The organism is Streptomyces sp. NPDC101151, assembly GCF_044768335.1.
GTDB lineage: Bacteria > Actinomycetota > Actinomycetes > Streptomycetales > Streptomycetaceae > Streptomyces.
In genome coordinates this window covers 1-19,988 of the sequence record NZ_JBIWPP010000069.1, presented here as the reverse complement: position 1 = coordinate 19,988, position 19,988 = coordinate 1, and the positions used below count along the sequence as shown (strand labels likewise).

The 19,988-nt window shown below is 67.5% G+C and carries 22 protein-coding genes and 3 pseudogenes; 8 read left to right on the top strand and 17 right to left on the bottom strand.

Annotated elements, in window-relative coordinates; all coding sequences use genetic code 11:
• Window positions 1-98: 98 nt before the first annotated feature.
• Window positions 99-644 carry a hypothetical protein gene (locus ACIRU3_RS45825; RefSeq protein WP_404070123.1) on the bottom strand — a complete coding sequence of 182 codons (546 nt, stop codon included), beginning with the start codon at window positions 642-644 and terminating at the stop codon, window positions 99-101.
• A 1,066-nt stretch (window positions 645-1,710) separates the two neighbouring features.
• On the opposite strand from ACIRU3_RS45825, the gene ACIRU3_RS45820 reads away from it, so the two are divergent.
• The 3 genes from ACIRU3_RS45820 (at window position 1,711) to ACIRU3_RS45810 (ending at window position 3,220) form a co-directional block, all read left to right on the top strand.
• On the top strand, window positions 1,711-2,001 hold the full coding sequence (locus ACIRU3_RS45820; RefSeq protein WP_404070121.1) for a hypothetical protein: 291 nt from the start codon (window positions 1,711-1,713) through the stop codon (window positions 1,999-2,001).
• A 465-nt stretch (window positions 2,002-2,466) separates the two neighbouring features.
• Window positions 2,467-2,928: an ATP-binding protein gene (locus tag ACIRU3_RS45815; protein WP_404070119.1), complete on the top strand. Its 462-nt coding sequence runs from the start codon at window positions 2,467-2,469 to the stop codon at window positions 2,926-2,928.
• 34 nt (window positions 2,929-2,962) lie between these two features.
• On the top strand, window positions 2,963-3,220 hold the full coding sequence (locus tag ACIRU3_RS45810) for a response regulator transcription factor (RefSeq protein ID WP_404070118.1): 258 nt from the start codon (window positions 2,963-2,965) through the stop codon (window positions 3,218-3,220).
• 86 nt (window positions 3,221-3,306) lie between these two features.
• Here the strand turns inward: ACIRU3_RS45810 and ACIRU3_RS45805 are convergent, their stop codons facing one another.
• Complete coding sequence (locus ACIRU3_RS45805; RefSeq protein ID WP_404070117.1) at window positions 3,307-4,995, bottom strand: sigma-70 family RNA polymerase sigma factor; 1,689 nt, start codon at window positions 4,993-4,995, stop codon at window positions 3,307-3,309.
• A 615-nt stretch (window positions 4,996-5,610) separates the two neighbouring features.
• Window positions 5,611-5,919, bottom strand: coding sequence for a hypothetical protein (locus ACIRU3_RS45800; RefSeq protein ID WP_404070127.1), 309 nt, complete (start codon window positions 5,917-5,919; stop codon window positions 5,611-5,613).
• Between the two features lie 439 nt (window positions 5,920-6,358).
• Here ACIRU3_RS45800 and ACIRU3_RS45795 point away from each other — a divergent pair, with 439 nt between their 5' ends.
• Window positions 6,359-6,742 (top strand): hypothetical protein, encoded by a 384-nt coding sequence (locus ACIRU3_RS45795; protein ID WP_404070131.1) that lies wholly within the window; start codon window positions 6,359-6,361, stop codon window positions 6,740-6,742.
• A 33-nt stretch (window positions 6,743-6,775) separates the two neighbouring features.
• Here ACIRU3_RS45795 and ACIRU3_RS45790 read toward each other — a convergent pair.
• The 8 genes and pseudogenes from ACIRU3_RS45790 to ACIRU3_RS45755 all read right to left on the bottom strand — a co-directional run.
• Window positions 6,776-6,883, bottom strand: a pseudogene (locus ACIRU3_RS45790) (RNA-guided endonuclease TnpB family protein); the annotation flags it as partial.
• 827 nt (window positions 6,884-7,710) lie between these two features.
• Window positions 7,711-8,106 carry a recombinase family protein gene (locus tag ACIRU3_RS45785; RefSeq protein ID WP_404070115.1) on the bottom strand — a complete coding sequence of 132 codons (396 nt, stop codon included), beginning with the start codon at window positions 8,104-8,106 and terminating at the stop codon, window positions 7,711-7,713.
• A 66-nt stretch (window positions 8,107-8,172) separates the two neighbouring features.
• A complete protein-coding gene (locus ACIRU3_RS45780) occupies window positions 8,173-8,748 on the bottom strand; it encodes a YdeI family protein (RefSeq protein WP_404070113.1) in 576 nt (191 codons plus the stop codon).
• Window positions 8,749-8,801: 53 nt separating this feature from the next.
• On the bottom strand, window positions 8,802-9,506 hold the full coding sequence (locus ACIRU3_RS45775) for a transposase family protein (protein WP_404070111.1): 705 nt from the start codon (window positions 9,504-9,506) through the stop codon (window positions 8,802-8,804).
• Window positions 9,507-9,784: 278 nt separating this feature from the next.
• Window positions 9,785-10,174, bottom strand: a complete 390-nt coding sequence (locus ACIRU3_RS45770; protein ID WP_404070109.1) for a hypothetical protein — start codon at window positions 10,172-10,174, stop codon at window positions 9,785-9,787.
• Window positions 10,175-11,178: 1,004 nt separating this feature from the next.
• Complete coding sequence (locus ACIRU3_RS45765; RefSeq protein WP_404070109.1) at window positions 11,179-11,568, bottom strand: hypothetical protein; 390 nt, start codon at window positions 11,566-11,568, stop codon at window positions 11,179-11,181.
• Window positions 11,569-12,563: 995 nt separating this feature from the next.
• The gene (locus tag ACIRU3_RS45760; RefSeq protein WP_404070125.1) at window positions 12,564-12,806 is read right to left on the bottom strand and encodes an antibiotic biosynthesis monooxygenase; all 243 of its coding nucleotides are present in this window, start codon (window positions 12,804-12,806) and stop codon (window positions 12,564-12,566) included.
• Between the two features lie 132 nt (window positions 12,807-12,938).
• On the bottom strand, window positions 12,939-13,508 hold the full coding sequence (locus ACIRU3_RS45755; RefSeq protein ID WP_404070107.1) for a TIGR03086 family metal-binding protein: 570 nt from the start codon (window positions 13,506-13,508) through the stop codon (window positions 12,939-12,941).
• Between the two features lie 64 nt (window positions 13,509-13,572).
• Here ACIRU3_RS45755 and ACIRU3_RS45750 point away from each other — a divergent pair, with 64 nt between their 5' ends.
• Window positions 13,573-14,316 (top strand): DUF6597 domain-containing transcriptional factor, encoded by a 744-nt coding sequence (locus ACIRU3_RS45750; protein WP_404070105.1) that lies wholly within the window; start codon window positions 13,573-13,575, stop codon window positions 14,314-14,316.
• Here the strand turns inward: ACIRU3_RS45750 and ACIRU3_RS45745 are convergent.
• The 3 genes and pseudogenes from ACIRU3_RS45745 to ACIRU3_RS45735 all read right to left on the bottom strand — a co-directional run bounded on the left by ACIRU3_RS45745 (window position 14,313) and on the right by ACIRU3_RS45735 (window position 14,840).
• On the bottom strand, window positions 14,313-14,492 hold the full coding sequence (locus tag ACIRU3_RS45745) for a hypothetical protein (RefSeq protein ID WP_404070103.1): 180 nt from the start codon (window positions 14,490-14,492) through the stop codon (window positions 14,313-14,315). The genes ACIRU3_RS45750 and ACIRU3_RS45745 overlap by 4 nt on opposite strands.
• 8 nt (window positions 14,493-14,500) lie before the next feature.
• Window positions 14,501-14,638 (bottom strand): annotated as a pseudogene (locus tag ACIRU3_RS45740) (hypothetical protein); the annotation flags it as partial.
• A gap of 64 nt (window positions 14,639-14,702) precedes the next feature.
• Window positions 14,703-14,840, bottom strand: a complete 138-nt coding sequence (locus ACIRU3_RS45735) for a hypothetical protein (RefSeq protein ID WP_404070101.1) — start codon at window positions 14,838-14,840, stop codon at window positions 14,703-14,705.
• Window positions 14,841-15,991: 1,151 nt separating this feature from the next.
• On the opposite strand from ACIRU3_RS45735, the gene ACIRU3_RS45730 reads away from it, so the two are divergent.
• Both ACIRU3_RS45730 and ACIRU3_RS45725 read left to right on the top strand, forming a co-directional pair.
• Window positions 15,992-16,825 carry a hypothetical protein gene (locus ACIRU3_RS45730; RefSeq protein ID WP_404070099.1) on the top strand — a complete coding sequence of 278 codons (834 nt, stop codon included), beginning with the start codon at window positions 15,992-15,994 and terminating at the stop codon, window positions 16,823-16,825.
• A gap of 224 nt (window positions 16,826-17,049) precedes the next feature.
• Window positions 17,050-17,151, top strand: a pseudogene (locus tag ACIRU3_RS45725) (DUF6207 family protein); the annotation flags it as partial.
• A 190-nt stretch (window positions 17,152-17,341) separates the two neighbouring features.
• Here the strand turns inward: ACIRU3_RS45725 and ACIRU3_RS45720 are convergent.
• A complete protein-coding gene (locus ACIRU3_RS45720) occupies window positions 17,342-17,497 on the bottom strand; it encodes a hypothetical protein (protein WP_404070129.1) in 156 nt (51 codons plus the stop codon).
• Between the two features lie 120 nt (window positions 17,498-17,617).
• Window positions 17,618-18,352 carry a helix-turn-helix domain-containing protein gene (locus ACIRU3_RS45715; protein WP_404070097.1) on the bottom strand — a complete coding sequence of 245 codons (735 nt, stop codon included), beginning with the start codon at window positions 18,350-18,352 and terminating at the stop codon, window positions 17,618-17,620.
• Window positions 18,353-18,596: 244 nt separating this feature from the next.
• Between ACIRU3_RS45715 and ACIRU3_RS45710 the strand changes: the two genes are divergently transcribed.
• Window positions 18,597-19,268: a DUF4097 family beta strand repeat-containing protein gene (locus ACIRU3_RS45710; protein ID WP_404070095.1), complete on the top strand. Its 672-nt coding sequence runs from the start codon at window positions 18,597-18,599 to the stop codon at window positions 19,266-19,268.
• A gap of 72 nt (window positions 19,269-19,340) precedes the next feature.
• Here the strand turns inward: ACIRU3_RS45710 and ACIRU3_RS45705 are convergent.
• The coding region (locus ACIRU3_RS45705) for an RNA-guided endonuclease InsQ/TnpB family protein (RefSeq protein WP_404070093.1) at window positions 19,341-19,988 on the bottom strand (648 nt) is incomplete at its 5' end.

Below are 19,988 nucleotides of genomic sequence, written 5' to 3'. Positions count from 1 at the left end.
CTCATCCGTCTCCGGCTTGACCTGTCCAGGGCGCGGCATCCAGGCACCTCCTGGACGCCACGCTATCAGCCGCGACCCTTAAGTCACTGGTATTGAGGCTAGTGGCCGCCGTTGCCGCTCCCGTTCCCGCTGCCGGTGTTGCGGTTGCCGTTGTCGCTGCCGTTGCCCTTGCCCTTGTTCTTGTTGCCGTTGTCGCTGCCGTTGCCGTCGCCCTCGTTCTCGTTGCCGTTGCGAGAGCCGTTGTCGTCGCCCTCGTTCTCGTTGCCGTTGCGAGAGCCGTTGCCGTCGCCCTTGTTCTTGTTGCCGTCGTCGCTGCCGTTGCCGTCGCCCTTGTTCTTGTTGCCGTCGTCGCTGCCGTTGCCGTCGCCCTCGTTGTCGTTGCCGTTGCGGGAGCCGTTGTCGTCGCCCTCGTTGTCGTTGCCGTCGCGGGAGCCGTTGTCGTTGCCCTTGTTCCCGTTGCCGTTGCCACTGCCGTTGCCGTTGTTGTTGCTGCTGGTGTTATTGCTGCCGTCGCCGGCGACGGCCATGTGCGGCACCGCCTGCTCGGCGGCGAAGGCGGTGGTGGACAGCGAGGCGCTTCCCGCGGCCAGGACGGCGGAGACAGCGATCATCGCAAGGCGCCGGGTCTTGAGGGTGTGAGCCATGAGAATTCTCCTTGGTGAGAAATGGTGAACGATTGAGAAATGACCCCGCACCGGGGGAATTTCCGAGCCGGACGTACGTCCCGCAATCACACCGCCGGGTCCCGGGCCCAGGAGGCACCGGCCAGGTGCACTACGGCTTCTCCTAGGCACTGAACTCGATCTACCCGGAGGTCAAAGACACACTGGCCGAGCTCCCTTTCCTGGCAGTGGAGTTGAGCAGCCTGGGCGAGGGCGTCCCACATCGCCCACGTTGATCATTTCGTAGTATCAGTGCCACCGGGATCGAGGTACGCGAGAACACACCGGCGGTCACCTGAACGGATCCGCCTCGGGCTCTCACCGCGCCTTGCCCTGCCCCGGCAGGGCGCTGTGCCACCGGCTTGGAAGAGCGCGTGCGCGGTGGAGCAGGCGATCCGGCACGGCAACAAGGGCGGCGTGTACCTCGCCGTCGACCGGGCCGCCGCCGGCCGGCGGCCGGTGAGGGGACCCCGATACTCACCGTGCGCGTGGCGGCCCGTGGCTCCTGCAGGCCGAGCAGGTGACGATGCAGGTGACGACGGGTCTGCTCCGTGGAGCCGTCACGTACTTGGTCCCGAGTCTCTGGCCGGCGCTGAGCGCGTTGCCCGGCACGGTCGCCGGGCTCGGGCTGCAACTGGGTGATCCTCGACCGGTTCGCCCGTGAGGCAGCCGTCCCGTGCCCACAGCCCTCGGCCGGCCCGCTGTCCTCGCCCTCCACACGCGGCAGCCGGCCTTCGCGTACGGTCCCCACGCCGAGCCCGTGGTCCCGCGACCTGGCCATCACCACCGATGAGGGGGGAGCAGCCGGCGACCGTGGGCCCGAGGCGGGATCGGCAAGTCGGCCCTCGTCCCAACTGCTCACCGGCCTCTCGCCCCCAGCACGGCGAGGCCGGACGCAAGGGCGTGCCGCCCGGCGAGGTCGACGAGCAGCACCTGCGCCGCCTCGTCGCCCTCATCCCCCAGGAGGCGTACGTCTTCACCGCGTACGTCTTCACCGGCCCCTCGGCGACCACCTGCGTGCGCTACCTGGAACCTGGCGGCACCGGGGGTGGACCTGGACCAGGCCGCCAAGGCGGTCGGGCTGCGTTCCCCGGTCGAGCCGCCGAGCGGGTACGCGGCGAGGACCGGTGCCGGCGGCGCGCTGCCGTCCGGCGGTGAGCGGCGGCTCGTCACCCTGGCCCGGGTCCGCCTCTCTCCTGCTCGAGTCGTCATCCTCGATGAGGGCGCCTCCCAGCCCGACCCGATCGCACAGGCACAGGCGCAGGCGGCATTCCGCGACGGAGCCGGCCGGTTCCTGGACCGGCTCGGATGCCGGCCGCACCCCTGTGACAGAACGTAGCGATGAAGTCACCACACAGGGCAATCACAGCTGATCAGAGTGGCTTCTGAGAACCAAGGCGCCGGTCCGTCCGGGCCGGCGCCCAGCCGGCGGACGGCCGGACGGGCGGACGGCCGGACGGGCGGACGGCCGGCCGGCCGGCCGGGCGGGCGGGCGGGCGGGCGGGCGGGGCAGAGGCGCAGGTGGCAACGAAAGGGATGTCTGCGTCCCGCGCCCCGCCTCAACCCGTCTCCCGTCGGGTGTGGTCTCCCTCGACGACCGGCTCCTTCACGCCACTGACCAGCGATATCTCAGTGCGCTGACGGTGTCGGCGGCGACAGCGGCACACCGCGGGAAAAAATCTTCGACGTTTCTTTCCGAAAAGTGTTGGTCCCGGCGCGGCCCGCACCTCATGCAGGTGTCGGAAATCGGCGCGGGCCTCTTCCAAAGCCCGCCCGGTCCGAGTTCTTCCGAAAGGCGGCCGCCATGCTGCTCACCGACCGGCTGGACACCGAAGCCCTCTGCCTCCCCTCGGCGCCTGCCACCACCGACCAGACGGGCATCCTCACCCTCCCGTCCCAGGAGGTCCACGTCGCCACCGTCCGCCACTTCACCGACGACCTGCTCGGCCACTGGGGCATCCACCAGGATGATCGGGACTCCGCCGTCCTCATCGTCGACGAACTGGCCGCCAACGCCGTCCAGCACGGCCACGCCGACATGACCCTGACCCTGGCGCTCGACCACAACGTGCTGGTCATCTCCCTCACCGACTGGGGAACCACCGTCGACCATCCCCATCCGCATGCCGGACTCGCATCCGACGAGCACGGCCGAGGCACCGGAATCATCGAATTCCTCGCCCTGTGGACCAAGACTCATCACTGCTCCCGGGGCCGCCAGGTCCGCGTCGGCCTCCGCGTCACCGCCACCGGCTCCCGCCTCTGACCCCGGCGACGATCCAAGATCCGCGAGGAACACCATGCTGCACTCCACTCAGCCCACCGTTCCGGGACGGCCTTCTTCGACGGCCGCGGCGCAGTCGCCGCACCCGGCCCTGTCCCCCCGGGAACAACAGGTCCTGCAGCACATCGCCCAGGGCCACACCTACGCCGGGACAGCCCGGCGCATCGGCATCTCCGTCCACACCGTCGACGTCTACCTCCGCCGCATCCGAGCCAAATGCGGCCTCAGCAGCCAGGCCGAACTCGTACGCCTTGCCCTGGCCCTCGACCTGTAGACCCAACGTCAGCCCGCAGCGCTCCCGATCGACGTTGCACCGACCAACCCCGCTTTCACCCGGGTGCATGCCACCGCACTCGCCACTCACTTGACGATCGGGTCCGACGAGTCGCCCTCAGGTGGTGATCCCGGGGTCTCGTCCTGGTCGGATGGCGGACTTTCCGCCGGTGGCGAGTTGGGGTCACCGGCCGGTGGCTGCGGATCCTCCACCTCCGGCGAACTGGGACCACCACCCGGCGACGGATCCTCCACCCCCGGCGAACTCGGACCACCACCCGACGACGGACCATCCACCCCCGGCGAACTCGGACCACCACCCGACGACGGACCATCCACCCCCGGCGAACCCGGACCACCACCCGACGACGGACCATCCACCCCCGGCGAACCCGGACCACCACCCGACGACGGACCATCCACCCCCGGCGAACCCGGCCCACCACCCGACGACGGACCATCCACCCCCGGCGAGTCAGGACCCTCACTCACCTCCGGCGAACTGGGACCACCACCCGGCAACGAACCATCCCCCGCACCCGGCGAACTCAGACCATCACCCCCCTCGGGCGGGGTCGGCCCGCGGTCGCCCTCCCCCGGTGGGCCAGGACCATCCTTCTGCGACGGCACATCCCCGGCCCCCGGCAAGTCAGGACCCTCACTCACCCCCGGCGAACCCGGCCCACCACCCGGCAACGAACCATCCCCCGCACCCGGCGAACTGGGGCCACCCGGCGAGCCGGGACCCTCACCCCGCCCGGGTGGGGCCGGCATGGGGTTTCCCGGCGGGATGCTCGTGATCACTGGGCCAGGGCGTCCAGGTGCCTCCGCTCCCTCGGTCACCCACAGCAGCGGGCCACCGATCAACACCGCAGCCCCCATCAGGCCGGCCACCGCGACCTTGGCGGGGACGGGAGTCAGCCAACGCACGCCCGCACCTGACGGCATCGGGAAACCGTTGTGGTCGAACCGGGTGGCCCGCTCAGCCACCTCCATGCGGCGTCCCGCCCCGGTCGGCTCCAGCGCCGTATGGAACGTCCGGTTGCGTAGTGCCAACGGCAGCACCGGGAAAGGCATCATGCTCAGCAGCGCCGAGGCACGTACGTCCCGGTTCTTGCGCTCGCCGCAAACCTCGCACTGGTCGATGTGCCGGTTGATCCGCTTGCGCAGGAGGACGGTCATCGTGCCGTCCCAGCCCTCAAGCATCTCGGCCAGCTCGGCGCAGTCCTGCCGCCCGTTGCGGGCCACGATCAGCGCGGCCACCGATTTCTCCAGCTGGCCCCGGGCCCGGGACAGCAGCGCATGGGTGTGGTTGAGCGACAGCCCCAGCACCGCGGCCAGGTCTCTGCCTTCCAGCCCCTGGCGCGTCGCCAGCTCCAGTACTTCACGGTCCCGGGTGTTCAGCCCCGCGAAGGCGTCCTGCACCAGTGACCGCAGCTCCTGGGTGCGCAGCCGCGCATCGAGATCGACGCTCTCGTCGCTCACTTCTTCCGCCGCTTCGATCCCGGTAGTCCGACGCTCGCCGCGCAGCTGGTGCAGACACTCGTGCCGGGCGATCGCATACAGCCAAGGCCGAAGCCGTCCTGGATCCCGCAGCTGACCGATCCGCTCATTGGCCAGCACGAATGTGTCCTGCAGCGCGTCATCGGCAGCGTCGGGGCTGTGCAGCACCGACCGGCAATAGCCGTACAGGCGACCGGCATACGTGTCATAGGCAGCGGCCAGTCCCTGGGGGTCGGCGGCCCGGATGGCGGCCACGATCTCGCGGTCGTCCATTTCCTGGACGCTTGGTCCTTGGGAGTGTTTCGACATGCCTGGATCGTCATCCCGCCCCCGTCCTGGCCCCAGTCCCGACATTCCGGGACTTGACCGCACGCGGCCCACCGGGTACGTAGTCCGATGCCCCGGCTCCGCTCCGGGGGGGAGCCCGGTTCACCGCCCGAGGTCTCGAACACGGCCTCAAAGAGCGTTCTGTCCCTGATACTTCGCTGCCTGGCAGAAGGAAGGGATTCTCGGCCGCCTCGACGGCCTGCTGCGTCGGCTGGTGCGCGAGGCCGAGGGCCGGGATACCGAACCGCGCCTGCGTGCTGGGCACCCAGAGCTTCAAGACCTCCGCCCACGCACCCGGGACCGGCCACGGCGTCGACGCCGACAGGAAAATCGCAGGCCTCACCTCGGCGTCGACACCCTCGGCATCGACGTCGGAGTCCTGCAAACCGGCCTGGGAGTCAAAGGATTCGAGGTGATCTTCCGGCGCTGGGCCGTGGAGCGGATCTTCGGCCGGCTGATGCGCCAGCGCCGGCCCGCACGCGGCGACGGAACCCGTTCCCGTCGCCCCGAATTCATACCCTGCAATCCACGCCTTAATTAGGTGTCGGCAGTCGAGTCCCGTCACGTCACGGAATCTCGGGACTTGACGGATAGCCTCAGGCCCTCTGGACGAGACATGGCCCCCGTCCAGGACCAGGCACACGACGGTCCGATTACCGACTTCGGCGTTCCAGGGTCTGTGCGGTCTGTCGAGAGTGAGGCCGGTCCCGGCGAGGAATCCGCTGAGGATGTGGTGCCGGTACTGCAGTGTCTTGAGCCGCCTGCGGAGCAGGGTATCCAGCTCGCTGAGACCGATTTCTCGCTCACCCGTAACTCGCGGGCGATGCACGGGACTTCCGCGCCCTCTTCGAAGAGGCCAACGGCCCGCATCCGTACCTCTTCCCGGCGCTTGCGCCGCTCGGCGGTCAGCCCGTCCCCATCCGGATACCGCATGCCTCCGGCGTACCAGCCCGGCGGGAACCGCGTCACCGGTCCCGACACAGATCCAGACCCCGGCCGATGTCAGTAGCTGCAAGGAGGAGCCAACCCCCAGCTGACACAGGGGGTCTGCGCTCAAGAGCGACGGGGCGAAGAACCGACCGCTGAGCAGCTGCTGTGCAGCCGGACGCCAGGAAGCGGAAGCGGTGGCTGCGGTGGTGCGATCTGTGCGGGCGGCGGTCTGGGACAAACAGAAAATCTTCGCGGAGTCCTGGGCCGAGCGAGCGAATCACGACGGCACCAGCGCGCCGGACGATTGCCGAGGGCAGCTGTCTCGGCATCCTGTCGCCCGAGGCTCAAGTTCCCTGATACCAACGGAAGGTTCGGCCGAATGAAGCTGTCCAAGAGGCTTGCCACGATCAGCACCGCTGCGACGGCATTGTTCCTGTGCAGTGCCGGCAGCTCCCAGGCTCAAGGTGAGGGAGGGCTGCTCTCGCTCCTCGGCAGCCCGTCGATCGTCCTCTTCTGTTTTCCCTCAGGGCAGGTGGGTCACGACAACACCTTCAACGGCATCCAGAACATCAGCTGCAGTCAGTCGGGCCCGGCAGCTACCACAGCTCCCGGTGGCGGAAAGGGCGAGGGCATCACAGTCACCGTGATCGACAACGCCAACGGGAACAACACCGGCAACGGCAGCGGCAATGGGAACGGCAACACCGGCAACGACAACGGCAGCAATGACGGCAACCACACGGGCAGCACCACCACGGGTTAGCGCTCCCGCCGGACTTCTGTATGTCTCCTGGTCAACGGCTTGCGCGTCGTACTGCCGGCTCAGAGACCGGTCGTCGTACGGCTGCGCGGCCTCGGGGCGGAAGGCGATCGGCTTGGACTCTGCCTTCCGGCGGCGCAGGGACGGCCGGTGAGTCCCACTCGGTGCCCGGCGGGGCGCCGAGTGGGCAAACGCGGACCGGGCAGGCCAGGACGGCCGGTGCGCCCGGCGCGGCCTCGGGTCCGCGCAGCGCACACGGGCATGGCCGCCGGCAGTTCGTGTCCGGCGCGTCGGGCCGGGTTGCCAGGGGCGCCGCCCGGATTGCGGTTGCCGCTGTTGTGGTCGTTGACGTCACCGCCGCGGTGAGCTTCAGCAACCGTGGCCTCGGTCGTTGCGACCGAGGCCGCTCTTGCCGGACGTCACCGTCAAGGCCGCCGGAGCGTGCTGCTCGGCAGCGAACGCACCGGCGGGGAATGAGCGCGCCCGCGGCCGCCGCGCGGTGGCTGCTGGCGGCGTCACCGAGCCAGGGGTACGAGGCGCGCGGGCACGGGATGCCCCGAAATGAAAAAGGGGAAATCCGACGAGGGGGGAGGAAAGTGTTTCGCTTTTCCTGGACGGTTTGCCCCGGCTGAAAGACACGGAAGCCGGTATCCGGAGAATTCCGGGTCCTGGGGACGACCCCTGCGCCGGGAACCAACACATCGAGCAAGCCCGCTGGAAGCCGCTCATGGATGTGCGGGGGATGTCAGGCGGGTGGCCGGGCGGCAGCCGGGACAGTGCAAAGACCCGCCGGCACCGCCGCGGTCCTGCCTCGCCAGCCCACTTGAGGCGCCACCACACCGCCCCGGCCCATAGCCGGTACCCCTGTCCCGGGACGTCCGGCCGGCTCCCCTGAGGGGATCCCCGTAGTGATCGCCGAAAAAGCAACGGATATCCCTGACCTGCGGTGATGTGGACCGGCCCGACGGCGGTCAGCCTTCCTGTCCCACGGGTTCGACAGCGGCGCCTTCGCGGTGCTTGCGCAGTTCTGGGTACAGCGTGGAGCGGCTGACCCCGAGTTCGGCGGCGACCTGTGCGGGCCGGCCGGTCGGCAGGCCGCGGGCCTGCTTGGCGGCGCGGGCGCCGGCCGCACGCTCCAACATGTAGATCCGTTCCATCTGCGCGAACATCGCCAGCAGCGCGATGGCCATCTCCGTGCCGGGGCCGGGCTCGCTGGTGTCGACGGCGAGTTTGTCGCCGAGGGTACGCAGGTGGATGCCGCGCTGGGTGAGGTCGTGCACGGGGTTGAGGGTCTCGCGCATGTTGCGACCGAGCCGGGGCGAAATCAGTACTCCGTCTCTCTCGCTTCCCAGCGATCTCGTGTCCACGGACCGTGGGACGTCCGAGTGAGCGGTGAGTTGATCTCCCTGTGTGCAGACTCAGGTCGGCGGGCCTCAGGGGTAGAGCTTCTTCTGCTCGGCCAGCATTGCTACATACTTCTCGATCCGCCGCACCCGGGTCTCGGGCTTCTTGGCGTCCTGGATGCGGTAGAGGATCGAGTATCGGTTCTGCCCGTCCAGTGTCGCGAAGAACTCCGCAGCGGCGGGGTTCGCAGCGAGGGCCTCAGTCAGATCGTCCGGCACTGAGGCGCTCTTCCACCCGTCATACGCGGCGTCCCAGCGACCGTCCGCCTTGGCACGCTCAACTTCGGCAAGACCGGGCGGCCGCATACGTCCATTTTCGAGTAGGGCGTCGGCTATATCACGGTTAATCTTCGACCACTTGCTCTTCGGTTTGCGCGGCGTGAACCGCTGCAGCCAGTAGGAGTCGTCGAACGTGCCCTTCTGCCCGTCGATCCAGCCGTAACAAAGTGCAACGTCGAGGGCCTGTGCGTAGTCCAGAGCCACGACACCCGGAGCCTTCTTCCTGAGCTTTAGCCAGATTCCAGACGAGGAGGAGTGGTGATCGTCCAGCCAGCGCTCGAATGCCTCAGCAGATTCGAACAGGATGATTTCCAAGTCGTCAGCCATTTTCAGGTTTGTCCTCAGGCGGGTTCGAGCACAGGGGAGGTCTATTCACGGGGTCACCAGCCTTTCTTGTAGAAGGCGAGGGCGGTAACGGTCTTGGCGATGAGGGCGAAGTGGGTGAGGGGGCCGCGGTAGCGGGTGGCGAAGATCTTCCAGTCCTTCAGGTGAGCGATGGCCCGTTCGACTGCTGCTCGGAGCGCGTTGACGGAGCGGTTGGCCTCCTTGTCTCCTGTGGACCGCTCCTGGCCGGGCGGTTTGCGCCTCCGTGTGAGCAGTCCGGAGCCGACGTAGCCCAGATCGCCCATGCCCTCGCGTTCAGCGAAGGCCTCGGGGAAGCCGGACTGGCGCCAGGCGTGCATGTCGTGCCGGCTGCCCGGTACGGGCGCAGAGACCGCGAGGAGGTCCCCGGCCAGGGTGGCGGCGATCTGCAGGTTGAAGCCGGTGTCGCGGTGCTTGCCGGAGAACATCGTGGTGCCCTCGCTCGACCAGTCCCACGTGGTGACCAGGGTCCCGTCGACCAGCACGATCCGCCCGGCAGACGCCTCGGCGGGATCGGGAATCTGCCTGGCCAGGACCTTTTCCACCACCGGCAGCAGGGCCGTCCACCGTCTGGAGACGGTGGACTGGGAGATCCCGAACAGTTCGGCGGCCGCCTCCTGGACCGGGTTCTGCCGCAGCAGGAACAGCACGAGCACGACGGACTTGTACAGGCCCAGCGCCCACATCCGCCCTGGCACCACCGGCGAGTCCAGATCCTCCACGAGCTCTCGGTGAACCCGCGCGACCAGCCCATCAAGTTGATCGGCGTCCAGCCCTGTCGTAACGTTCCAGCTCAACGGCCCTGCCCCGGTAGAGAACTGACGTCATCGCAAACGTCACGCTACCGAGCAGGGCCGCCTTCACGATCAAGAACGGCGTGCCGAAGACCTCCGTGAATAGACCTCCTGAAAAGACTCCCGGACGCAAACTTCACGGCATTGCTTTGCAACGGCCCTGGCCGGACGGTGGCTCTCTTTCCCTTCGGAAGGCACGGGGCGGGCTAAGGAAGCGTCGAGCAGGGCACATCTTGGATATACCACTGGCCGTCGGCCTCGCCGTCCGGGGTAAGCAAGGGGTTTGTCGATGTGATTTGGCTACGACTGGGCCCATCTGAACCCGTGCCGCTGAACCAACCGTTCAATCCGTTTGTGTATTTCGGGTAAAGAGCGAACAGGGTACCGGTTGCCCGGACGGCGAGGGGCTGGAAGACGAGGTAACCTGCCTTCCCAGGGTCAACACCCAGGTTTTTGGCATCCATCGTACTGGTGGCGCTGATCGTGGCCACCGTGCGCTGATACTGGTAGGAGATGTCGATGCCGGCCTTGATGCCTTTGGGGAGCTCTGCCTCCGCTTTGAAGGTGACCTGGAGTCCGTGCATGTCCTGCACCATGGTGCTGACAGACTGTACATACGTCGAGGTGAAGCTGGCAGGCGATGTACTGCGGCAGCGGTTTATGATGGAGCTTTTCTTGACCGGATTCAGCCAGATGATCGACTTAGTCTTTGGTTTGAAGCTGCAGGAGGGGTTCTGCCGCCTCGAGTATGCAGGCACGCCCCCGTAGTAGGTCGTTTCCGTCCACTCGCTCTGACCGGTCGTGGTTCTGCAGTCTTCGAAGACATTTGGTGCATAGGGGTAGACGGAGGGAGGCAGAGAACAACCCCCGGTGATGCAGGCCGCCCCGGACGGGTAAGGGACTGTGGACCCATCTACTACGGAAGACGCGTGGGCGGAGGTGCCGTTGGTGAGGATCAGGGCCGGGGCACAGATCGCCGCAAGCACTGTCGGCATTCTTCGCAGCCAGGGTGCTGTTCTGAAGTATCTCATAGTGGCTTTCCGTCCTGCCCGGGCAAGCCCCGGGCTGTTGATGTTTTCCGGTGTCTGCTCCCTCGGCGAGAGAACAAGCGGCTTGCGGTCACGCTCTGCAAATGTCCACGCATGGCCTGCAGGAAGAGGCCGTGACCAGGGACGTGCCCCAGCAGCAGTAACGGATGAGTGACCGGAAGTATGAAATTCCGGAAAACGTCGTGCCGCAATGCCCGGAAGCTCGGCCTGCATTACCTGCGCCGACAGACATTACCGCTGCGGCTATCCGTGGTGCCGATACCTGAAACCGTGTCACGCAGAATGGGTAACCACCTCGGGATCACTGAGGTGAAATGGATTATGACGACTCCACAAGCCCCCGTCCAGAGCCTCGCGAACGTCTGCCCATTTGGGTGGCGGAAAGGTGGGTGGGCCTTCACCTGGTACTACTGATTTTTGACGCCGTGTTTGATGATCTGGTCATGTTCGGCATACCTGAAAAGACTCCCGGACGCAAACTTCACGGCATTGCTTTGCAACGGCCCTGGCCGGACGGTGGCTCCCTTTCCCTTCGGAAGGCACGGGGCGGGCTAAGGAAGCGTCGAGCAGGGCACATCTTGGATATACCACTGGCCGTCGGCCTCGCCGTCCGGGGTAAGCAAGGGGTTTGTCGATGTGATTTGGCTACGACTGGGCCCATCTGAACCCGTGCCGCTGAACCAACCGTTCAATCCGTTTGTGTATTTCGGGTAAAGAGCGAACAGGGTACCGGTTGCCCGGACGGCGAGGGGCTGGAAGACGAGGTAACCTGCCTTCCCAGGGTCAACACCCAGGTTTTTGGCATCCATCGTACTGGTGGCGCTGATCGTGGCCACCGTGCGCTGATACTGGTAGGAGATGTCGATGCCGGCCTTGATGCCTTTGGGGAGCTCTGCCTCCGCTTTGAAGGTGACCTGGAGTCCGTGCATGTCCTGCACCATGGTGCTGACAGACTGTACATACGTCGAGGTGAAGCTGGCAGGCGATGTACTGCGGCAGCGGTTTATGATGGAGCTTTTCTTGACCGGATTCAGCCAGATGATCGACTTAGTCTTTGGTTTGAAGCTGCAGGAGGGGTTCTGCCGCCTCGAGTATGCAGGCACGCCCCCGTAGTAGGTCGTTTCCGTCCACTCGCTCTGACCGGTCGTGGTTCTGCAGTCTTCGAAGACATTTGGTGCATAGGGGTAGACGGAGGGAGGCAGAGAACAACCCCCGGTGATGCAGGCCGCCCCGGACGGGTAAGGGACTGTGGACCCATCTACTACGGAAGACGCGTGGGCGGAGGTGCCGTTGGTGAGGATCAGGGCCGGGGCACAGATCGCCGCAAGCACTGTCGGCATTCTTCGCAGCCAGGGTGCTGTTCTGAAGTATCTCATAGTGGCTTTCCGTCCTGCCCGGGCAAGCCCCGGGCTGTTGATGTTTTCCGGTGTCTGCTCCCTCGGCGAGAGAACAAGCGGCTTGCGGTCACGCTCTGCAAATGTCCACGCATGGCCTGCAGGAAGAGGCCGTGACCAGGGACGTGCCCCAGCAGCAGTAACGGATGAGTGACCGGAAGTATGAAATTCCGGAAAACGTCGTGCCGCAATGCCCGGAAGCTCGGCCTGCATTACCTGCGCCGACAGACATTACCGCTGCGGCTATCCGTGGTGCCGATACCTGAAACCGTGTCACGCAGAATGGGTAACCACCTCGGGATCACTGAGGTGAAATGGATTATGACGACTCCACAAGCCCCCGTCCAGAGCCTCGCGAACGTCTACCCTTTTGGGTGGCGGAAAGGTGGGTGGGCCTTCACCTGGTACTACTGATTTTTGACGCCGTGTTTGATGATCTGGTCATGTTCGGCATACCGGGAGGTCTATTCACGGAGGTCTTCGGCACGCCGTTCGGAATGGCTTGCGACGGGGCCCATTTCCTGTGGTCGGTGGCTCGTTCGTCAGGGGGTGGGCCATCGGTCGGGACGCCCACCCCCTCCCAGGACGGTGAGGTCCGTGCGGTGCGGCGAGGCCGACAGCAGGGCGAGGACGTCGGCGGGGGCGGGGCCGTCAGCGGGAGGCGGAGCGGCGAGGGCGGCCTGTGCGCTGGCGTCGTCCCTCCAGACCTCGGTCACGTGGACCATATCCGGGTCGGCCGTGTTCTGGCTGATCAGGTAGATCTCACAGCCCGGGAAGCCACGCAGCCTCTCCGCGCCCCTTTAGCGGCCCGGAGTCCTAGCTCAGATACCAGGGGGGCAAGTAACCCGCCGGTAGGTTTTTTTTGGGGGGGCCGCCGTTTCCGGGTGCGGCTCGTTCGTTGAGCCACCTGTCGGAAACTACGCCCAGGCGGGATCACGGCCGGTCAGGCCGAGGATGCGGTCCAAGGTGGGTGCGTCGGCCGGCACCGCGACCTCCGGTCTGTACATGCCCATCTCCCGCCCCTGCTCCACGCCGGCGAACACCGTGTCGTGCAGATGCGCCAGCAGGTCGGCGGGCAGTTCCAGCCGTTGCCCGGTCGCGACCGCCAGGTCCCAGGTGTGCACGGCCAGCTCGCCGACGATCATGTCGCCCATGACGGGCGCGGGCAGCGTGTGCGGCGTGCCCATGCTCGTCTCCCCCTCCCAGGCGCTCGGCGGCGCCCACGACGACGTGATGTCGTCCAGCAGGGCGAGCAGGCGGCCGCGCCAGTCGCCGGCCGTCAGGTCCACATCGGACTCGGCGGCCGCCAGCTGCGGAACGGACTCCTTGCGGCCGCCGCCGGCGAGCGACGGGCCCCAGAACAGGAGGTGGTTGACCAGTGCCCGCACGTCGTATTCCGTGCACGGAGTCTTGTTGGCGAGCTGGTCGTCGGTGATGGTGCGGGCGGCTGCGGCCATGGCATCGGCAGCGTTGGACAGATGTGACATGGCAGCGACGCTAGGCGGCCCGGGCCGGAGGAGTATTGAACAAAGGCGACGTACACTCTGCCGTGTGGGGCGGGACGTTCGTGAGCTGCGGAGTGCGTGGACCAGGTATCAGCGCCACACGTTCCACGTCCCGTCGCCGGCGCTCGCGCCATGGGTGGAGCGGTACTGGGAGGCTCGCTGGGACTACGCCGAGCCCTACCGGCAGAAGATCGTGCCGTACCCGAACGTGCACCTGTCGTTCGGCGGCGGCCGCGCGGACGTCAACGGCGTGTGCAGCGGCTACCAGATCAAGGTCCTCGAGGGCCGCGACCACGTCTTCGGCGTCGCGTTCCGGCCGGGCTGCTTCCGCCCGTTCCTCGGTGCCTCCGTCTCGACGATCACCGACCGCGTCGTCCCGGCGACCGAGGTGTTCGGCCCGGACCTGCCCACGACGCTCGACGTGCCGACCGTGGATGCATTCCTGCTGAACCACTTGCCGGACGACGACCCCCGCGTGCGCCAGGCGGTGGCCGCGGTCGAGCTGATCGCCAAGGACAAGGCCGTGACCAGGGCCGAACGCCTCGCCGGCGAGCTGGGGCTGAGCATGCGGGGGTTGCAACGGCTGTTCGCGGAGTACGTCGGCATCGGGCCCAAGTGGGTGATCCGCCGTTACCGCCTGCACGAGGTGACCGCACGCATGGCCGCCGGCGGGGCGATCGACTGGGCCGCGCTGGCGGCGGACCTCGGCTACGCCGACCAGGGCCACTTCATCCGCGACTTCAAGAGAATGTTCGGCGAGCCACCGACCTGGTACGCGCAGCGGTATTAGTCCGCCTCACCGGGGGTCACTGGCCAGGGGCATCGCCTCTGGCCAGTGCGGATCTGGCGTCTGAGCTGGTCGCGCAGGAACGCGACGACACCGGTTTGGTGCCGGCGGGCGAAGTGGTAGTAGACCGTCTGCCAGGGCGGGTAGCCGGTGGGTAGTCGGCGGGCAGGGCCCGCCACGTCACTCCTTTGTCGACCAGGTAGCGGATCGCGTCGACGATCTCGCGGCGGTGCCATTCCTCCGGGCGGCCGCCGGTCCTGGTCCGGTCAGACCGGGACGGGAAACAGTGGTTCGAGCAGCGCCCATTCCGCGACTGCTGTGTCAGAGGGGGAGCGGCGCCGGCGGGAGGTGAGAGGCATCGGAAGGTCTCGGGTTCGTTCGTGCCTGGTCTATTTCGTCAGCTGGGCCAGGGGCGCGCGGACACCGGTGAGCTGGGCGGATGCCAGCTGGGCCCATTCGTCGTCCGGGTAGCGGGCCAGGTGCGGGTCGAACGTCCCCGTGATCAACCGGGTCCGGCGGCCCAGCACCAGGCGGAACTGCTTCTTCTCGTATTCGATCCAGTCGGCGGGCTCGTCGGAGAAGAGGTAGCCGTCCTTGCGGCTTCGCTCAGGGCGGAGCCGCTTCGCCGTGTGAGGGTCCGTGGGGTGCGCCGTCAGGTCCGTTCCTCAGTGGCTGCTGGAGGGCTGCGGCCACGCGGCGGTGGGGCGGACGATGACGCGCCGGTCAGTTAAGGGTCGCGAAGTGAGCCGTCCGGGGCACAGTGTGCCTTGGCCTCTCCTCGGTGGGCTCTGCGGGCGGGCTCGCGTCGCGGTGACAGGCGTCGGCCGCGCCCGCGCCGGCGATCGGGCCGAGCGGGGCGCGAGGAGGCCTTCGCGCCGCTGCGGAGCGGTATGTCCTTCTGGCTGCGGCGGAGGGCGGCCGGAAGCTGCGGGCAGGGCGGGTGGGGCCGTCGAGGGCGACGACGCCGACGGGCATGGCGTTGGTGACCATCAGCCGGTGCCGGCGCCGATGACGGCGTTGGTGCCGGTGGTCGCTCCCAGGCACACGATGGCCCCGTCGCTACAGCCGGCGCGGCGGCTGCATGCGGCCGGGCTCCGTGCTGCCCGGCTCCGTCGTCCGGCTCCGTCGTCCGGCTCCGTCGTCCGGCGCCAGGCGCCGCCCTGCCGGCTGTGGTCTGAGGCCTGCGGCGTCGTGGGACCGCCGCCGCACGTGAGCGGACGGTCCCCGGCCGCTGCCGCAGAGCACCGAATCTCCCTCCGGGGGCAGCCGGCTGCTGTTCCGGGCGCGGGTGGCTGCCCATCCGAACCGCCCGCGAGGGACAACGGGTGCGGCCCCCGGCACGACCGGGACCCGGGCAGCGTCGGCTGTCCGGCCGCCGGCCCGGGGCGCCCCTGTGTCTGCCGGCCGGCCGGCGGTCGGGCCCGGCGCGCCGGAATGGAACGACTGTCGTCGCGGGTGTCAAGTCCCGACTTTGCGTGCCACGGAATTCCGGGACGTGCCCCGGCTGCCCTGTCCGGGTGTTAATTGAGGCACCGGTTCAGCAGGAATAGCAGTCCGGTGGCACTGCCCGGAAAGGAAACCGGCGGTGTGATTGCGGGACGTACGTCCGGCTCAGGAATTCCCCTCGCACGGGGGTCATTTCTCAATCGTTCACCATTTCTTACCAAGGAGAATTCTCATGGCTCACACCCTCAAGACCCGACGCCTTGCGATGATCGCTGTCTCCGCCGTCCTGGCCGCGGGAGGCGCCTCGCTGTCCACCACCGCCTTCGCCGCCGAGCAGGCGGCGCCGCACATGGTCGTCGCCGGTAACGGCAATGGCAGCGGCAATGGCAACGGCAATACCGGTAACAACAACGGCTCCCACAACGGCAATGGCAACAAGGGCAGCGGTAACGGCAGTAACAACGGCAACAAGAACAAGGGCAGCGGCAACGGCTCCCACAACGGCAACAAGAACAAGGGCAGCAACAACGGCTCCCACAACGGCAACGAGAACGAGGGCAACGACAACGGCTCTCGCAACGGCAACGAGAACGAGGGCAACGACAACGGGTCTCACAACGGCAACAAGAACAAGGGCAACGACAACGGGTCTCACAACGGCAACAAGAACAAGGGCAGCGGCAACGGCAGCGACAACGGCAACAAGAACAAGGGCAACGACAACGGCTCTCGCAACGGCAACGACAACGAGGGCAACGACAACGGCTCCCACAACGGCAACGACAACGAAGGCAGCGGCAACGGCAGCGACAACGGCAACGGGAACAAGGGCAGCGGCAACGGCAGCGACAACGGCAACGGCAACAAGGGCAGCGGCAACGGCAGCGGGAACGGGAACGACAACACCGGCGACGACAACGGCAGCGGCAACGGCAACGACAACACCGGCGACGGCAACGGCAGCGACAACGGGAACGGGAACAAGGGCAGCGGCAACGGCAGCGACAACGGCAACGGCAACGAAGGCAGCGGCAACGGCAGCGGGAACGGGAACGACAACAGCTGACACCTGACCGCGGAACGTCGCGCGAGACTGGTATCTGGCCGGATGGCACGGGCAACAAGACCCGCCATCCGGCCAGACTGTTGGGTCCGGGCAGGGGCGCGACCTTCGCGCCGTCCCGGCACAGATCACCCCGTCTGCCGGGAGGTACGGGGTGTGAGGCGCACGATCTCTGCGCCGTGGGTAACACGTCGGTGGCCATCAGGTACACCACGAGGGCCCCGACCATGGAGCGCGCACTCGCGGCGCGGTGGGCGACCGCGACGGCAGACCGTACGACGCGGGAGCCCGGCCAGCCCGGCGTACACCTGGGCTGTTACCTGGGCCTACGCCAGGAGCTCGGTTCGTCGCTTCGCCGTGGCCCGGCAGCCGGGCCGGGGTACCGGGCTACGGCAGGGCTCCTGCGCTGGTGCTGCTCGCGGGGCCCCGGAGGTTGTGCCATGGCCCCGGACCATCTGGTCAGGCCCCATCTCTTCCGGGCCGGTCACTTCTCTGAACCACGGCTGCCGGCAAGCTCCGTCAGCGCGAACCTGAGGGACGGGGCTTGCGCTCAAGAGAACCGGTCAGGACTGTCCCGGTCATGTACGAGGCGGCGGGGCCGGCCGGCAGCAGGGCGGCACCCGCAAGTTCCTCGGTGTCGGCCCGGCGGCCGACGGGCACCGTGTGCTCGATCATTTGACCTTTCTGGGCGGGGCCACCCGCCGGAACAGCATCCGTAGCTCGTCGGTACGAGCCCCTCAGCCAGGTCCGCCATACGTCATGCGCCGACCCACCAGCACCGAAGGAAACGATGCCTCAGGCAGTGCTGTCCGGGGTCGTTTCCGATGTCGGGTGGAGGATGTCGCGGGCCTGTTCCGCGGCGCGGGCGGTGCTCTCGGAGACGTAGTCGAGGAAGCGTGCGATGTTCTCCAGGCGGGTGGCGGCCGGGGTGCCGGGGCCGAGGACGCCGGCGCCCTGCCGTGCGGTCTCGACGACCTGGGCGATCGCGCGGGCGCTGGCCATCATCGATTCGTACCAGACGTCGTCGTCGACGACGTAGCGCTCGCGGCGGCGTTCGTCGCGTTCCCGGCGGACGAGGCCCTGACCGTCGAGGAACGCGATCGCTTTGGAGATGGACGCCGGGCTGACCTGGAGGCGCTGGACGAGTTCGGACGCGGTGAGGCTGCCCGCGTCGGTGGTGGTGAGGCAGGCCATGACCCGGGACATCATCCTGGGCATGCCCGATTGCGTGAAGACGGTGGTCAGCAGTTCCTCGTACTCGCGCACGGCCTCGGCGTCGCGTCCGTACCCCTGCGGGGTCGCCTGCGATCCCCGGGGCGCGGTCTGCCTGCGCCGGTGGGTGCGGCGTTCGGTGGCGCGGTGAGCGAGGTCGGCGCGGTAGGCGGTGGGGCCGTCGTTGCGCATCACTTCGCGGGTGATGGTCGAGGTGGGGCGCTCGAGGCGTCTGGCGATCTCCGCGTAGGCGAGGCCGTCGGCCAGTCCCAGCGCGATCTGCTGGCGCTCCTGCTGGGTGAGTCTGCCTCCCGGCATCCCGGTCTCCTTCGTGGTCCGTGAGGCCTCCAGCGTAGCGTTCACCTCCATTTCATTGCAACGATCAGAGTGGCTTTGTTGCATTAGCTTCAGGGTCATTGCAATGAAATTGCTGCTTTCACCTGCACTGATGGTGATCACATGCAACGAGTGCGTTGCCGGATCTATGAATGCAACGTAGCGTTCACGTCGTCAGAAACCGCAGGCCGAACGGGGCCCGCGCAGCAGAACAAGGAGAAACACCATGCAGAAGTTCGACACCCCCGCCCCGATCACCGCCGTCCTGGACATCCCCGCCGGACACATCCGGTTCATCGCCGCCGACCGGGCCGACACCACCGTCGAGGTCCTGCCCGCCGACCCCTCCACGGCCCGTGACGTGAAGGCCGCGCAGCAGATCACCGTCGCCCACGGCGACGGCGTGCTGCGGATCGAGTCGGCACCCGCCAGCAACCGGGTCCTGGGCGCCTCCGGATCCGTGGAGGTGACCGTGCAACTGCCCGCCGGCTCCCACGTGGAGGCGAAGGCGGCCGCCGCCGAACTGCGCGGCGTGGGACGGCTCGGCGACGTCACCTTCGACGGCGCACAGGCCACCGTCAAGCTCGACGAAACAGAACACGCCCGCCTCACCCTCCAGGCCGGCGACATCACCGTAGGCCGCCTCGGCGCCAACGGCGAGATCAGCACCCAAAAGGGCGACCTGACCGTCACCGAAGCCACGGGCGGCACCCTCACGCTGCGCACCGAGCACGGCGACATCAGCGTCGGCGCCGCCCCCGGAGTCTCCGCCACCCTCGACGCCGGCACCAGCTACGGCCGCATCCACAACACCCTCACCAACACCGGCAACGCCGCATCCGCCCTGGCCATCCACGCCACCACCGCGTATGGCGACATCACCGCCCACAGCCGGTAGACCCGCCCCCTGTCGACAAGGAGCACCCTCTTGACTACTCCCCCAGTTGAAGCAGGGGGATTCCCGGACGACCTACGGTCGTCCGCTGCTTGCGCGGCCCGGATCGCTCCGGGGGGCTTCCTGCTTCGTCGCCGACTGCCCGCCCGGATTACTCCGTTGGGGTCTTACACCGGCTCCACAGGCACTGACCGTCAGCCCGACGGCGAGCAAGTTCTTCGCGGCGTTCACGTCCCGGTCGTGGGTCGTGCCGCAGTCGCATGTCCAGGTGCGGACGTGCAGCGGCATCTTCTCAGTGAGAGTGCCGCAGGTGGAGCACAGCTTGGAGGAAGGGAAGAAGCGGTCGACGACCACGACGTCTCGTCCGTACCAGGCGGCCTTGTACTCCAGCAGGCTCCGGAACTCGTGCCAGGCAGCATCGCTGATGGCGCGGGCCAGGGAGTGGTTCTTGACCATGATGCGCACGGTCAGGTCCTCGATCACGAGCGTTTGGTTTTCGCGCACGAGTCGAGTGGTGAGCTGATGGAGAAGATCGCGCCGCCGGTCGGCAATCCTCGCGTGGACGCGGGCGACCTGAGCCCGCGCCTTCGCCCGGTTCGCGCTGCCCTTGGCCTTCTTCGCGAGGTTGCGCTGAGCCTTCGCCAGACGGGCACGGTCGTTGCGCCCGTGGCGAGGATTGGCGATCTTCTCGCCGGTCGAGAGGGTCAGCAGGTGATCCAGGCC

Excerpts from the sequence above, each read along its gene's own strand:
- ACIRU3_RS45825 (WP_404070123.1), bottom strand. The coding sequence starts at position 644 with ATGGCTCACACCCTCAAGACCCGGCGCCTTGCGATGATCGCTGTCTCC.
- ACIRU3_RS45815 (WP_404070119.1), top strand. The coding sequence starts at position 2,467 with ATGCTGCTCACCGACCGGCTGGACACCGAAGCCCTCTGCCTCCCCTCG.
- ACIRU3_RS45810 (WP_404070118.1), top strand. The coding sequence starts at position 2,963 with ATGCTGCACTCCACTCAGCCCACCGTTCCGGGACGGCCTTCTTCGACG.
- ACIRU3_RS45805 (WP_404070117.1), bottom strand. The coding sequence starts at position 4,995 with ATGGACGACCGCGAGATCGTGGCCGCCATCCGGGCCGCCGACCCCCAG.
- ACIRU3_RS45800 (WP_404070127.1), bottom strand. The coding sequence starts at position 5,919 with ATGCGGGCCGTTGGCCTCTTCGAAGAGGGCGCGGAAGTCCCGTGCATC.
- ACIRU3_RS45795 (WP_404070131.1), top strand. The coding sequence starts at position 6,359 with ATGAAGCTGTCCAAGAGGCTTGCCACGATCAGCACCGCTGCGACGGCA.
- ACIRU3_RS45780 (WP_404070113.1), bottom strand. The coding sequence starts at position 8,748 with ATGGCTGACGACTTGGAAATCATCCTGTTCGAATCTGCTGAGGCATTC.
- ACIRU3_RS45770 (WP_404070109.1), bottom strand. The coding sequence starts at position 10,174 with ATGGTGCAGGACATGCACGGACTCCAGGTCACCTTCAAAGCGGAGGCA.
- ACIRU3_RS45765 (WP_404070109.1), bottom strand. The coding sequence starts at position 11,568 with ATGGTGCAGGACATGCACGGACTCCAGGTCACCTTCAAAGCGGAGGCA.
- ACIRU3_RS45755 (WP_404070107.1), bottom strand. The coding sequence starts at position 13,508 with ATGTCACATCTGTCCAACGCTGCCGATGCCATGGCCGCAGCCGCCCGC.
- ACIRU3_RS45730 (WP_404070099.1), top strand. The coding sequence starts at position 15,992 with ATGGCTCACACCCTCAAGACCCGACGCCTTGCGATGATCGCTGTCTCC.
- ACIRU3_RS45720 (WP_404070129.1), bottom strand. The coding sequence starts at position 17,497 with ATGATCGAGCACACGGTGCCCGTCGGCCGCCGGGCCGACACCGAGGAA.
- ACIRU3_RS45715 (WP_404070097.1), bottom strand. The coding sequence starts at position 18,352 with ATGCCGGGAGGCAGACTCACCCAGCAGGAGCGCCAGCAGATCGCGCTG.
- ACIRU3_RS45710 (WP_404070095.1), top strand. The coding sequence starts at position 18,597 with ATGCAGAAGTTCGACACCCCCGCCCCGATCACCGCCGTCCTGGACATC.